This is a genomic window from Streptomyces sp. NPDC000983 (assembly GCF_040299205.1).
Lineage (GTDB): Bacteria > Actinomycetota > Actinomycetes > Streptomycetales > Streptomycetaceae > Streptomyces.
In genome coordinates this window covers 117,741-131,242 of the sequence record NZ_JBEPBM010000013.1, presented here as the reverse complement: position 1 = coordinate 131,242, position 13,502 = coordinate 117,741, and the positions used below count along the sequence as shown (strand labels likewise).

The 13,502-nt window shown below is 72.7% G+C and carries 10 protein-coding genes; 3 read left to right on the top strand and 7 right to left on the bottom strand.

Annotated elements, in window-relative coordinates; translation table 11 throughout:
- Positions 1–7: 7 nt before the first annotated feature.
- The 5 genes from ABT296_RS17400 to ABT296_RS17380 form a co-directional block, all read right to left on the bottom strand.
- Positions 8–994 carry a nucleoside triphosphate pyrophosphohydrolase gene (locus ABT296_RS17400; RefSeq protein ID WP_351928066.1) on the bottom strand — a complete coding sequence of 329 codons (987 nt, stop codon included), beginning with the start codon at positions 992–994 and terminating at the stop codon, positions 8–10.
- A 110-nt stretch (positions 995–1,104) separates the two neighbouring features.
- On the bottom strand, positions 1,105–1,749 hold the full coding sequence (locus ABT296_RS17395; RefSeq protein WP_351928064.1) for a SurA N-terminal domain-containing protein: 645 nt from the start codon (positions 1,747–1,749) through the stop codon (positions 1,105–1,107).
- Positions 1,750–1,977: 228 nt separating this feature from the next.
- Positions 1,978–3,462 (bottom strand): serine/threonine-protein kinase, encoded by a 1,485-nt coding sequence (locus ABT296_RS17390; RefSeq protein ID WP_351928221.1) that lies wholly within the window; start codon positions 3,460–3,462, stop codon positions 1,978–1,980.
- Positions 3,463–3,500: 38 nt separating this feature from the next.
- Positions 3,501–4,163 carry a hypothetical protein gene (locus tag ABT296_RS17385; protein ID WP_351928062.1) on the bottom strand — a complete coding sequence of 221 codons (663 nt, stop codon included), beginning with the start codon at positions 4,161–4,163 and terminating at the stop codon, positions 3,501–3,503.
- Positions 4,164–4,299: 136 nt separating this feature from the next.
- Positions 4,300–6,630: an N-6 DNA methylase gene (locus ABT296_RS17380; RefSeq protein ID WP_351928060.1), complete on the bottom strand. Its 2,331-nt coding sequence runs from the start codon at positions 6,628–6,630 to the stop codon at positions 4,300–4,302.
- Positions 6,631–6,840: 210 nt separating this feature from the next.
- Here ABT296_RS17380 and ABT296_RS17375 point away from each other — a divergent pair, with 210 nt between their 5' ends.
- A complete protein-coding gene (locus ABT296_RS17375) occupies positions 6,841–7,533 on the top strand; it encodes an Rv1352/Rv1906c domain-containing protein (RefSeq protein ID WP_351928058.1) in 693 nt (230 codons plus the stop codon).
- A 167-nt stretch (positions 7,534–7,700) separates the two neighbouring features.
- Positions 7,701–8,498 (top strand): hypothetical protein, encoded by a 798-nt coding sequence (locus ABT296_RS17370; protein ID WP_351928056.1) that lies wholly within the window; start codon positions 7,701–7,703, stop codon positions 8,496–8,498.
- 105 nt (positions 8,499–8,603) lie between these two features.
- Here ABT296_RS17370 and ABT296_RS17365 read toward each other — a convergent pair whose 3' ends face one another.
- Positions 8,604–9,365: an HNH endonuclease family protein gene (locus ABT296_RS17365; protein ID WP_351928219.1), complete on the bottom strand. Its 762-nt coding sequence runs from the start codon at positions 9,363–9,365 to the stop codon at positions 8,604–8,606.
- Between the two features lie 141 nt (positions 9,366–9,506).
- On the opposite strand from ABT296_RS17365, the gene ABT296_RS17360 reads away from it, so the two are divergent.
- A complete protein-coding gene (locus ABT296_RS17360; RefSeq protein WP_351928054.1) occupies positions 9,507–9,692 on the top strand; it encodes an antitoxin in 186 nt (61 codons plus the stop codon).
- A 138-nt stretch (positions 9,693–9,830) separates the two neighbouring features.
- Here the strand turns inward: ABT296_RS17360 and mfd are convergent, their stop codons facing one another.
- Positions 9,831–13,364 carry a transcription-repair coupling factor gene (gene mfd, locus ABT296_RS17355; protein ID WP_351928052.1) on the bottom strand — a complete coding sequence of 1,178 codons (3,534 nt, stop codon included), beginning with the start codon at positions 13,362–13,364 and terminating at the stop codon, positions 9,831–9,833.
- Between the last annotated feature and the right edge of the window lie 138 nt (positions 13,365–13,502).

The window sequence follows — 13,502 nt, the reverse complement described above, 5'->3', positions numbered from 1 at the left end:
GACCGTGCTAACCCCCCAGGCCCTCTGCAGCCCGCACCGCGTCCCGGTAGGCGCGGCCCGCCGCGCGCAGTGCCGCCTCCGGGTCGACGCCCTCCGCCTCGGCGCGGACCGCCAGGGCGAGGAGGTCGTAGCCGATGCCCTCGGTGACCGGCAGGGGGACCTCCAGGCCGGCGGTTCTGACGCGGGACGCCAGCTTCGCCGCGAGGGCGAGCCCGGGCTGGCCGAGGGGGACGCCGTCGGTGACGGACTCCCGGCGCTTCTCCTGCGCCTTGGTGCGCAGCCAGTGCTCCTTGACCTCCTCGGGGGTGGTGGCCGTCTCCTCCCCGAAGACATGCGGGTGGCGGTGGATCAGCTTGGCGACGATGGTGCCCGCGACGTCGTCGACGGAGAAGGGCTCGTCGGGGTCCTCCTCGGCGATGCGGGCGTGGAAGACGACCTGGAGGAGCACGTCCCCCAACTCCTCGCGCAGTTCGTCCCGGTCGCCCTCCTCGATCGCCTCGACGAGTTCGTAGGCCTCCTCGATGCCGTACTTGGCCAGGCCCTTGTGGGTCTGCTGGGAGGACCACGGGCACTCGACGCGGATGCGGTCCATGACCTGGACGAGGTCGAGCAGCCGGGCGCCCGGCAGGTCGTAGGAGGCGGGGAGCAGCTCCAGCTCGGGCATCTCGACGCGGCCCGAGCCGGCCAGGCGGGCGAGGCCGTCGGTGAGCGCCGGTTCGCCCTCCCCGGTCGCCACGACCACGACGGTGCGGCCGCCGGCGCAGGTGTCGACCAGCTCCTGGGCGGTCGGGGCCGCCTCCGCCACCCGTATGCCCGCCTCGCGCAGATACGGCAGCTGGGGGTGTGTGCCGTCCGCGCACAGCACGCTGTCGGCGGTGCGCAGGGCCTGCCAGGCGGGCCAGGACAGCAGGCCGGGGGCCACCCGGTGGCTGGTGGTGAGCAGGACGATCCGGCCGGTGGCGGACGGGGCGGCTTCGGGGCTGGTGGTGTTCACGTCTCGAAGCTAACGCACGGCGCGGACGGACCCGTCGAGTTGTCCACAGGCCGGGGTGCGGGGTGTGATCGTAGGACCGCACACGGCGGCCGGGCCGTCCGGGACAGCCGCTACGCCGTCTTCGGCTGCCCCGCCGCCGTCACCTCGCGCACCCACGGTGTCTCGGCGTCCACCCGGCTGCTCTTCTGGACGTCCCAGGTGCCGTAGCGCGGGTTGAGGTCGACGTCGAGCTTCTTGGAGGCGTTGGACAGCGCCTGCCAGAACTCCGGCCGGGAGGTGTCCGTGCCGAGCTTCGCGGCGAGCTTCTGGGCCTCCAGCTGGAGGCGGAGGTTGTCCTCCAGGCGCTGCGGGGGGACGCCGTACTCCTGGAGCCAGACCGTCTCCAGTGCCTTGGCGCCGCCGGCCTGCTGCTCCAGTCCGCCGCGCATGGACTGGATCTCCTTGCGGCTCACCGTCACGCCCGCGTCCTGGGCCGCCTGGTGCAGCACCCGGTCCAGGACCATGCCGTGCAGGGTGTCGCGGGTGAGGCTGCCGCTCTGGGCCACGGCCTGGGCGTACTGCGTCTCGTCCGGCACGGCGGCGCGCTGCGCCTCGCGCACCTCGTTCACCCGGTTCTCCAGCTGGGAGACGGTGATCCGCTGGTCTCCGACGACGGCGGCCGCGCCGGGATGCGCGTCGTTTCCGCAGGCGGTCAGGACAGGCGCCGCCGCGATGGCGGCGGAGAGGAGGAGCGCGGTGCGACGGCGGCGGTGCAAGGAAACCTCCCGAGGAGATTGTGCGGCGGTGCACAAAGTCTTGCGGTGATCGATGTTAGGCAGTGGTCAGGCTCTGGCCAACCCATTCGACCAACGATTCACCGGGACTTCGGGCACCGGCGCGCTCGCGCCGCCCCGCACGTCCGTCCACTGCCGCCACCGCGGCTGCTGCCACGGACTCTGCCGTCGCCTCTGCCGCTGCCGCTTCTGCCGCCGCCGAGATGCGGGCTAGCCGCGGACCTGGCCGAGCCACTGGAGGGTGCGCCGGATGTCCGCGGCCAGCGGGTGGGCGGGGCCGTGCAGGCGCTCCACGTCGTGCAGCAGGCGTACCAGGGTGTCGTGGGCGGCGGCCCGGTCGCCGAGGGCGAGCAGCAGATGGCCCATGCGCCGGCGGACGTCGTGGGCCAGCTCGGGATCGCCGGACACGTACTGGTTCTCGTAGTACGGCAGCAGCGACCGGTACTCGTTGAGCGCCGCCGCCGGGTCGCCGAGCTGCTCCAGGCACTGCGCCGCGTCGTAGCGGAAGCGCAGGGACTGGGGGTCGGCCTGGCCGGCCTCGGCGGCGCGCTCGGTGGCGAGGGCGCGCAGGACGGGCAGCGCGCGCCGGTACTGGCCGTCGTCCATGAGCGTGGCCGCGTACTGCTTGCGCAGGGTGCGGACGACGGGCGAGTGCTCGCCGTGCTGTTCGGCGGCGACCGGGAGGATCGAGCCGAGCAGGTCGACGGCCTGGGTGATCCGGCCCTCGCCGAGCAGGCGCTTGACCTCGTCGACGGCGCGCGCGACATCGGGCCGCTCCACCGTGGGAGGCGCGGGCGTCGGCTGGGGCGCCGGCGTACGGGCGCGGTCCGGCCAGGGCGCGTGCGGGCGCAGGAAGGGGCGGGTGGGGTCCAGGGGCGCCCCGGTGGGCATCCCGCGCGCGGGCAGCAGGCGGGCCAGATCCTCGTAGACCTCCTGGGCGGAGGCCGGGCGGTGCTGGGGGTCCTTGGCCAGCAGGCGCAGGACGAGCGCTTCGAGCGCCTCGGGCACCTCGGGGCGCATCCGCCGCACGGGCAGCGGCGGCTCGTACAGGTGCCGGTGCAGCACGCCGAGGGCCGTGGAGCCGGAGAACGGCACGTCGCCGCTGAGGAGTTCGTGCATCAGCACCCCGAGCGCGTACAGGTCGGTGTACGGGCCGACGGCGCCGCCCATGGCCTGCTCGGGCGCCATGTACGCGGGCGAGCCGATGGGGGTGCCGGTGTGGGTGAGGCGGGTGGTGTCGGCATCCATGACGGAGGCGACGCCGAGGTCGAGGACGGTGACCGTGCCGTCCTGCTTCACCATCACGTTCCGCGGCTTGAGGTCGCGGTGGACGATCGGCACGGCGTGCACGGCGCTCAGTACGGCGCACAGTTGCGCGGCGACCGCGACCGCCCACTGCCAGGGGTACGGGTCGTGCTCGGCGAGGTGGTCGGAGAGGTCCGCGCCGTCGACGTACTGCATGACGAGGAACAGCTCCTCGCCCTCGGTGCCCGCGTCGTGCACGGTGACCAGACCGGGGTGGTCGACCTGCGCGGTCACCCGGCACTCGCGCAGGAAGCGGCGGCGCAGCTCGTCCGCCTCCTGCCCGGCCACCTTGTCCGGGCGCAGCAGCTTCACCGCGACACGCCGGTCGAGCCGCTGGTCGTAGGCGGTCCAGACCTGGCCCATGCCGCCCTGGCCGATGAGCGTGGACAGTTCGTAGCGGCCGGCGACGACACGCCCCGTCGTCACGGTCACCTTCCGCCCTCGTGCTCACCGTTGCGGCCGTCGTGGTTGCGCAGGTAGTCGCTGAGTTCGTCGAGCTCGGCGCGCACCTGGTCGATGCGCGCGGGCGCGGGCCGCTGCGGCGGCGGGGGCACGGAGCCGGAGCCGGACGGTGTCGCGTCCTGCGGCCTCGGCGGGTGGGACGCCGGCTGGTGCGGCAGCGGCGCGGCCGGCTGCCCGCCGAGCGGCGGCTGCTGGACCGGGGCCGTCGTGTACGGCGGCCGGGGCTGCGGGTAGCCGTACCCGGGGGAGCCGTGGCCGTGGACCGTGGTGGCCCCCGGGTGCGCGTAACCGCCGTACGCCGGGAGCGTCCGCTTGTGGAAGCGGATGTCCATCACCAGGAAGTACACCGCGCTGAACGCGCCGAGCAGCAGGACGGCGCCCAGCGCCACGTCCGACCTCGGGTCGGACTCCGGCACCGAGCCGACCACCGCGAAGCAGGTGATGGAGACCGGCAGGCTCACCCAGGCCAGCAGCCAGTCCGACCACCGCCCGCGCAGGAAGGCCACCCGGAACAGCGGCACGCAGGCGAGAATCCCGCAGGACAGGAAGCCGCAGGCCGCGAACAGCACGCGCAGGGAGATGACGGTTGCCGCGCTGCGAGAGGGCGGCGCCGCACCATGGCCGTACATGACTGCTCCTGGACCGGTTGGCCGTTGGGGACGGACGGACGAACGACAGAGTTCGAGCGTATAGGCCGACGAGGACAACCGGTCCCGGGTTGTACCGAACCGTTGTCGACCTGATCACTTCCCGTCGGCCCGCGGCTCAGTCCGGGGCGACCGTCCCGTCGGTCAGTCCGTCGTACATCCCCCGCACCAGCTGGTCCCCGAGCCGGTTCGCGTGCCGCAGGGCCCGCTCGAACTCGTCGAGCGCCCTGAAGCGCGCGCCGTAGCGCCGCTGTTCGTCGAGCGGCAGCCGCGGCAGCTGGAGCCGGCGCACGTCCAGGCGGGTGGCGGTGGAGGCGTAACTGCTGGCCCGGCGGTTGTTGGCGGTCCCGCGCAGGAAGCCGGCGAGGAACCACGCGTCGAGGGACGCGCGGTCGGGGCGCAGCAGTACGAGGCTGCGCCCGAGGGCGGCACCCGCGGTGGCGTCGTCGATCACCCGCGCCATGGAGCCCCCGCCGAGCACCGGCACGACCACGTCGCCCGGTTCGGTCAGCACGGCCTCCTCGTCGCTCTCGGGCAGCGTCCCCGAGGGGGCCGTGCCGGCGAGGACGTCGGTGTCGGTGAGCACCGGCACGCGCGCGTGGCCGCCGTTTCCGCCGGTGCGCATCACCAGCGCGCCCCCGCGCGCGAGTTCGCCGACGGTGGTCAGCGGCCAGCGCACGGCCCCGGCGCCCTCGGCGGGCGGCGGGGTGAGCTCGGCGGCCCGTCCCAGGGTCGCGCCGAGGCGCTCGCGCACCGCGGTGAGCGCCTCGGCCCCGTCGGCGGCCGCGGGAGGCGGCAGGTGGCGGGCGGGGGCGAGGTCCACGTCGTCGTCGAGGAGGTCGATGACGGGCAGCGCGCGGGCGAGGCCGGGCCGTTCGTCGAGGGTGCCGGTCCGGTCGAAGAGCTGCCAGGCGTCGAGCACGGCGTCCCGTACAGCCCGCCAGTCGGGTCCGCCGCGTCCTTCCGTGGCGAACCGCCCCGCGTCCGCGAGCAGCACCTCGGGCCGCGCGGGCGACTGGTCGGGCCTGCGCAGCACCCACAGGTGCAGCGGGATGTTGTACGGCGGTGCCGCGCCGACCGGCAGCGCTACGACGGCACGCAGCGCGCCGCGCCGCAGCAGGTCGGCGCGGATCCGGCGGCCGGAGCGGCGGGAGGCGGCGGCGGGCGGCATCAGCAGCACCGCGGTACCGCCGTCCCGCAGCCGGGCCAGCGCGTGCTGCACCCAGGCCAGCTCGGACTCGGTGCGCGCCGGGAAGCCGTACTCCCAGCGCGCGTCGTAGGCGAGTTCGTCGTGGCCCCAGTTGCGCTCGTTGAACGGCGGGTGGCACAGGACGGCGTCGGCGCGCAGGTGCGGGTACGCGTCCGCGCGCAGGGTGTCGCCGACGGCGGAGCGCACGGTGGCGCGGGTGCGCAGGGCGAGCCGGAGCGCGGTGAGGGCGGCCGGTTCGGGGGCGGCGTCCTGGGCGTACAGCTCCTGGTCGGGGCGGGGGGTGACGGCGCGCAGGAGGGCGCCGGTGCCGCAGGCCGGGTCGAGGACGGTACGGGCCGGGCCGGCCAGGTCGGCCATGAGGGCGGCGAGTTCGGCGGGGGTGAGCGTGTACTGGCGCGGGTTGGCGTCGAGGTGGCGGCCGAGCAGGAACTCGAAGGCCTGGCGGGCCCCGCCCAGTTCGGCGGCGAGTTCGGCGGCGCCGCGCAGGAGCGGGGCGGAGGCGAGGAGTTCGGGGCCGGTGGGGAGATACACGGCGGGGGTGTGAACGGGGTGGGGGGTGTTCGCGGGGTATGCGCTGTTCACGGCGTGAGGGCTGTTCGCCGGTTGCGAGCTGATCGGCGATTGCGGGCTGTTCACAGCCCCGGCCGGTTCCGCGCCGTCGCCGGTGTTCACAGCGGCCGATGGGTTCACAGATCGGGGTGAGTTCACACTCCCGGCCGAGTTCACGGCGTCACGCAGGTTCACAGCGTCACGCGGGTTCACACCACTCGGTGAGTTCACGCCCCCGGGTGAGTTCACAGCCCCGGCCGAGTTCACAGCAGCCGGCCTCTTCCGCGTCGACGCCACCCCGAACCGCTGCACCAGTACCTGCTCCAGCGCTCCGGGCAGCATCGCCGCGAGCCGCTCGTCGGAACCCCCCGCCACCTCCAGCCACAGCGTCGGCCGGTCGTGGATGAGCAGCAGGACGCATCCGGCCCGGGTGAGCGCGGCGACCGGCCCCTCGGGATGTCCCGCGAGCTGCTGCCAGACCCGCTCACGCAACGGCACCTCGGCGAGTTTCCCCTGGCCGCGCAGCCACGCCTCCACCTCGGCGAGCGCGAAGGACGGGCTGGTCTCGGTGCCGCCCACGGGCTTGGGGAAGTCCGCGTGACGGCGCCGCCAGTTGCTCACGGCGGCACGGCCCACGCCGGCCAGCCGGGCGATCCCGGCGGCGGTCACCTCTGTCGCGTTGTCCTGCACCGTCGGCTCCCCTCGCCCCGCCCGATGTCACCTGCATCCGCTCTGTGGCGACGAGCATACCGACGTACGGGCGACCCAAGCATTCACGGCCGTGTACGCGCTCTTTCGTGTGAACCATGTTGACTCGGTTCACAGGCTCTGTTCTTATTGACCCATCGAACGAGCGACCGCCAGGGAGAGGCGGTCGCCGCTCAGGGAGGGGACACAGTCATGGGTATGAAGAGCAAGGTCGCGCTCGGCGCCGTCGTGGGGATCGTCGTCATCGGTGCCGTCTCGGCGAACGCCGGTGACAGCAGCGGCGGCTCCGGCGACAAGGGCTCTTCGGCCTCCGCGGACCGCGCCGGCGGCAGCAGCGACAGCGGCAAGGGCAAGAAGTCGGACGCGGAGGAAGTCGCCGAGAAGAAGGTCGCGTTCGAGGGGGACGGTGACTTCGAGGTCGGTTCGGACGTCAAGCCCGGCACCTACCGCACGACCGGCAACACCGACGGCATGTGCTACTGGGAGCGGGCCAAGGACTCGTCCGGCGAGTTGGACTCTCTGCTGGCCAACGACAACGTGACCGGCACCGGTTACGTCACCGTGAAGGCCACCGACAAGCTCTTCTCCTCCAGCGACTGCAACGACTGGGAGGCCGTCGACGAGAAGGCGAAGGGCACCCCGGCCTCGAAGATGTCCGGCGACGCCGGAATGCTCAGAGTCGGCGTCGACATCGCCCCCGGCACCTACAAGTCCAACGGCAACGCCGACGACGCCTGCTACTGGGAGCGTTCCAAGAACGCCGACCACTCGATCGACTCGATCATCGCGAACAACAACGTGACCGGCACCGCCGTCGTCACCATCAGCGCCTCGGACGCCTACTTCAAGACCTCCGGCTGCCAGGACTGGAAGAAGTCCGCCTGACCCGGGGCCCCGCCCGAGCCCGCCGCACCGCTCGCACCACCGCACCGCTCGCACCACCCCATCCACGCGCCGCCGAGCGGGGCGCGGCACCGCGCCGCCACGCCCCGCTCCGCCCGCGCCACCCACCAACAGCGCCCCGCGCGCTCCGTCATCACCGAGGTGTTCCCATGCGTCGCACCGCACTCGCCGCTCTCTGTCTGACCGCCGTCGCCTCCCTCGCCGTCACCGGCTGCCAGGGCGACAAGGCCACGAACGAGGGCAAGGACAGGACCAGCACCGGCACGTCCGCCGGGCAGAAGGAGAAGGACACGCCGAAGGAGGCGTTCGCCGGGCTGAGCGGCGGGGAGATCGCCGAGCGGGCGGTCAAGGCCACCTCCGGCGCCGACTCCTTCCGTATCGAGGGCGACATCCGCGACGAGGAGTCCGGGGGCACGATCAGCCTGAACATGGCCATGGACCGCAAGGGCGACTGCGCCGGCCACATGAGCATGGGCGGCGAGGGCCGGGCCGATCTGATCAAGAACGGCGACACCGTCTACATGAAGTACGACGAGGACTTCCTGCGCGCCCAGAGCGAGGGTGAGCCGAAGGAGGAGGTCGACGCCGCGGTGGCGCTGCTGGCCGGGCAGTGGACCAAGATGTCCGCGACGGGCGAGGGCGCCGAGGAACTCACCTCCTTCTGCGACCTGGACGCCATCCTCGGCGACGACACCGACGGCAAGTCCGACGCGACCCGCGGCGAGACCTCCACCATCGACGGCACGCCCGCGATCGCCCTGCACGAGAAGGACGGCGAGGACGACCACACGCTGTACGTGGCCACCGAGGGCGAGCCGTACGTGCTGCGGATGGTCAGCAAGTCGGCCGCGGACCCCGGTTCGCTCACCTTCAGCAACTACGACGAGCCCGTCGCCGCGGACAAGCCGACCGGTGACATCCTCGACCTGGACGAACTCGGCGCCTGAGCCGAAGGCCCAACAGCAGAGGGCCCGACAGCAGAGGGCCCGACAGCCGAAGGCCACAGCGCCCGGACCCCGAACCCCGGACCCCCCGGAGTGCTCCGGCCGGCGTCAGCCGCCGCACTGCTGGAGCATCATCCGCTTGTCCGCGGTCGTGACCGGCAGGTCGTACTTCTGCGAGACCTGCGCGAAGCGGACCACGTACGAGCAGCGGATCCGCTTGTCCGGGGGGAGCCAGGAGGCGGGACCCGAGTCGCCCTTGGAGCTGTTGGTCGGACCGTCGACCGGCATCAGGTTCAGCGGGTCGTTGGCGATGTCCTTGCGCTTGGCCTCGGTCCAGCGCGAGGCACCCATCTGCCAGTCGTAGGAGAGCGGCATGACGTGGTCTATCTGGACCGCGGTGGCCTTCGCCTTCTTCCAGGCGATGTCCTTGCCGGTGTACGGGTCGTAGAGGTCCATGGAGACGACCACGCAGTCGGAGCCGGAACGGAACTCGACGTTGCGCCCGTGGAGTTTGAGCAGGTCGTTCCGGGTGTCGCAGCCGTTCCGCGCCAGCGGGACTCCGTCGGCGGTGTCCAGCCAGGCGTAGCCGAACGCGTCGCGGTCGTAGCCGGTCTTCGGTCCGCGGCCCTTGGTCCGGGTCTTCTCGATCAGCTCCCGTGCCTCGGCGCGGTCGGCGTCGGAGGTGATCGCCGCGAGGCCGGGGCGGGTGCCGTCGGGGTTGTCCAGCGGGCTGACGGCCCGGCCGTCGCCGGAGCCCGAGGCGGAGGCGGCGTCGTCCAGCGGCAGGTCCCCGATGTCGTCGCAGCCCGTGAGAACGAGTGCCGTACCGAGCAATGCGGCGCCGACCGCCGTCCCGCCCCTCAGACGCATCACGACGCGCCCCTCCCCTGTGTTCCGGTATGCGCCTCCACCGTAGCGGCCAAGAGGTCCACACCATATGGGCCGAAAACGCGCATTCGTCATATCGCGGGCGTATCGTCGGTGCTGAGTCGCCTTCGGAAGGAGCTCTGGATGGGCATCCTCGACAGGTTCAAGGGCCACCGCGGAATGCAGGACAAGGCCAAGGACATGTCCGACACCGCGGAGAAGAAGGTCAACGAGAGGACGGGCAACAAGTACGAGGGCCAGGTCGACGGCGCACAGCAGAAGGCTGAGGGCGCGCTCGGCATGGACCGCGACCGGCCTGAACAGCCGTAGCCCGCCCCGGACCGTTCTGGGAACCGAGGCCGTCCGCGAGACCCACCACCCGCGGACGGCTTCGCACGTCCCGAACCCGAACCGGCGCCCGCCCCCCGACCTCGGCGCCGGCTACGGGTCCGGACCTGAGCCGTGCCGCTACGAGCCCAGCACCGAGGTCAGGAACTCCCCCACCCAGCCGAGCAGTTCACGCCCGACCAGCGGCTTGCCGCCCACCTTCGCGGTCTTCGGGCGCGGCACCAGCACCTGGTGCGCGGCGGGCTTGATCACCGTGCCGGGGTACAGCCGCTTCAGGCGCAGCTCCTGCGACTCCCTCAACTCCACCGGCGCGAAGCGGATGTTGGCGCCCTGGAGGACGACCTCGCCGACCCCGCAGGCACGGGCGAGCATCCGCAGCCCCGCCACCAGCAGGAGGTTCTCCACCGGCTCGGGCAACTTGCCGTAGCGGTCGACGAGTTCCTCGCGTACGGCCTTGATGTCCTCCTCCGTGTTGGCGGAGGCGATGGCGCGGTACGCCTGGAGGCGCAGCCGCTCGCCGGGGGCGTAGTCGTGCGGGACGTGCGCGTCGACGGGGAGCTCGATCTTGACCTCCAGCGGCGGCTCCTCCTCCACGCCCCCTTCGAGGGAGGCGCGGTAGTCGGCCACGGCCTCGCCGACCATACGGACGTAGAGGTCGAAGCCGACGCCCGCGATGTGGCCGGACTGCTCGCCGCCCAGGAGGTTGCCGGCGCCGCGGATCTCCAGGTCCTTCATCGCCACGTACATGCCCGCGCCCATCTCCGTGTGCTGGGCGATGGTCGCCAGGCGCTCGTGGGCGGTCTCGGTCAGCGGCTTCTCCGGCGGGTACAGGAAGTAGGCGTAGCCGCGCTCGCGGCCGCGGCCGACCCGGCCGCGCAGCTGGTGCAGCTGGGAGAGGCCGAAGTTGTCGCCGCGCTCCACGATGAGGGTGTTGGCGTTGGAGATGTCGATGCCCGACTCGACGATCGTCGTGGAGACGAGGACGTCGAACTTCTTCTCCCAGAAGTCGACGACGACCTGCTCCAGCGCCGACTCCGACATCTGGCCGTGGGCGGTGGCGATCCGCGCCTCGGGGACGATCTCGCGGAGCCGGGCGGCCGCCCGGTCGATCGACTCGACCCGGTTGTGGATGTAGAAGACCTGGCCCTCGCGCAGGAGTTCACGGCGGATGGCCGCGCCGATCTGCTTCTCCTCGTAGGGGCCGACGAAGGTCAGCACCGGGTGCCGTTCCTCCGGCGGGGTGGTGATCGTGGACATCTCGCGGATGCCGGTGACCGCCATCTCCAGGGTGCGCGGGATCGGGGTCGCGGACATGGTCAGGACGTCGACGTTGGCGCGGAGCTTCTTCAGCTGCTCCTTGTGCTCGACGCCGAAGCGCTGCTCCTCGTCGACGATGACCAGGCCGAGGTCCTTGAACTTGGTCTCCGAGGAGAACAGCCGGTGGGTGCCGATGACGACGTCGACCGCGCCCTCCTTGAGCCCCTCCAGGACCGCCTTGGCCTCGGTGTCGGTCTGGAAGCGGCTGAGTGCGCGGACGTTGACCGGGAACTGGGAGTAGCGCTCGGAGAACGTCCCGAAGTGCTGCTGCACCAGCAGCGTGGTCGGCACCAGCACCGCCACCTGCTTGCCGTCCTGGACGGCCTTGAAGGCGGCCCGGACCGCGATCTCGGTCTTGCCGTAGCCGACGTCGCCGCAGATCAGGCGGTCCATCGGGACCGTCTTCTCCATGTCCTCCTTGACCTCGGCGATGGTGGTGAGCTGGTCGGGCGTCTCCGCGTAGGGGAAGGCGTCCTCCAGTTCGCGCTGCCAGGGGGTGTCGGGGCCGAAGGGGTGGCCGGGGGCGGCCATCCGGGCGCTGTACAGCTTGATCAGGTCGGCGGCGATCTCCTTGACGGCCTTCTTCGCGCGGGCCTTGGTCTTCGTCCAGTCGGCGCCGCCGAGGCGGTGCAGGGTGGGGGCCTCGCCGCCGACGTACTTGGTGATCTGCTCCAGCTGGTCGGTGGGGATGTAGAGGCGGTCGCCGGGCTGGCCGCGCTTGGCGGGGGCGTACTCCACGACGAGGTACTCGCGGGTGGCACCCTGCACGGTGCGCTGGACCATCTCGATGTAGCGGCCGACGCCGTGCTGCTCGTGGACGATGTAGTCGCCCGCCTCGAGGGTGAGCGGGTCGATGGTCTTGCGGCGGCGGGCGGGCATCCGGGCGCCGTCCTTGCCGGCCGCCTTCTGGCCGGAGAGGTCGGTCTCGGTGAGGACGGCGAGCCGGAGCGCCGGGTCGACGAAGCCGTGGTCGATGGAGCCGCAGGCCACGTGGACCACGGACGGGTCGAGGGTGGTCAGGTCGGCGTCGAGGCGGGCGGCGATGCCCTCGCCGCCGAGGACCTCGACGGTGCGGGCGGCGGGGCCGTGGCCCTCGGTGACGTAGACGGCGCGCCAGCCGTCGGCGAGCCAGCCCTTGGTGTCGGCGAGCGCCCTGGCGGTGTCGCCGCGGTAGGTCTCGGGCGCGTGCATGCCGAGCTTGAGGGTGTCGGCCTCTTCGAGGGCGTCGTCCGCGGCGAACGGGGACACCGACCACCACATCATGTCCAGTTCGCGGGCGCGGTCCCGGACGTCCGCGATGGACCACAGGGAGGCGGCGCCCACGTCGATGGGGGCCTCGCCGCCGCCCGCGGTCGCCGCCCAGGACGCCTGGAGGAACTCCTGGCTGGTGGCGACGAGGTCGGCGGCGCGGGTGCGGACCCGCTCCGGGTCGCACACCAGGGCCATGGCGCCCTTGGGCAGGACGTCGATCAGCAGTTCCATGTCGTCGACGAGGACCGGCGCGAGGGACTCCATGCCCTCCACCGCGATCCCCTCGGCGATCTTGCCGAGCAGTTCGCCGAGTTCGGGGTGCTGTTCGGCGAGGGCGCGGGCGCGGGCCCGGACGTCGTCGGTGAGCAGCAGTTCGCGGCAGGGCGGCGCCCACAGTCCGTGCTCGGCGATCTCCAGGGAGCGCTGGTCGGCGACCTTGAAGTAGCGGATCTCCTCGATGTCGTCGCCCCAGAACTCGATGCGCAGGGGGTGTTCCTCGGTGGGCGGGAACACGTCGAGGATGCCGCCGCGTACGGCGAACTCGCCGCGCTTCTCGACCAGTTCGACACGGGAGTACGCGGCGGCGGCGAGGGCCGCCACGGTTGCGTTGAGGTCGGCGGTGCCGCCGGTGCGCAGGGCGACCGGCTCCAGGTCGCCGAGGCCCTTGACCTGGGGCTGGAGGACGGAGCGGACCGGGGCCACGACGACGGAGACCGGGCCGGTCTCGGGGTCGTCGGGGCGGGGGTGGGACAGGCGGCGCAGGACCGCGAGGCGGCGGCCGACGGTGTCGCTGCGGGGGCTGAGGCGCTCGTGCGGGAGGGTCTCCCAGGAGGGGTACTCCACGACGCCCTCCGGGGGGAGGAGGGAGCGCAGGGCGGCCGCCAGGTCCTCGGCCTCCCGGCCGGTGGCCGTCACCGCCAGTACGGGGCGGGCGGCCTCGCGGGCCAGGGCGGCGACGGCGAAGGGGCGGGCCGCCGGGGGGCCGACGAGGTCGACGTGCATGCGGTTGCCGTCGGTGGCCGCGGTGATCGCTTCCGCGAGGGCGGTGTCCTTGACTACGGCGTCGAGCAGACCGTGCAGGGTCATTCGGGGCGGCTTTCGTCCGGGGGTGGGCAACGCGAACGGCCCGACGCGCGTCGCGGGCCGGGGGTGTGTCCAGCGTACGTCGGGGCGGGGTGGTGTGGGCGCCTACGGGGTGCGGCCCGGCCGCCGTCTCGTCCGCGC

Coding starts and splice junctions, on each gene's coding strand:
- ABT296_RS17385 (WP_351928062.1), bottom strand. CDS start 4,163: ATGTACGGCCATGGTGCGGCGCCGCCCTCTCGCAGCGCGGCAACCGTC.
- ABT296_RS17375 (WP_351928058.1), top strand. CDS start 6,841: ATGGGTATGAAGAGCAAGGTCGCGCTCGGCGCCGTCGTGGGGATCGTC.
- ABT296_RS17370 (WP_351928056.1), top strand. CDS start 7,701: ATGCGTCGCACCGCACTCGCCGCTCTCTGTCTGACCGCCGTCGCCTCC.
- ABT296_RS17365 (WP_351928219.1), bottom strand. CDS start 9,365: ATGCGTCTGAGGGGCGGGACGGCGGTCGGCGCCGCATTGCTCGGTACG.
- ABT296_RS17360 (WP_351928054.1), top strand. CDS start 9,507: ATGGGCATCCTCGACAGGTTCAAGGGCCACCGCGGAATGCAGGACAAG.
- mfd (WP_351928052.1), bottom strand. CDS start 13,364: ATGACCCTGCACGGTCTGCTCGACGCCGTAGTCAAGGACACCGCCCTC.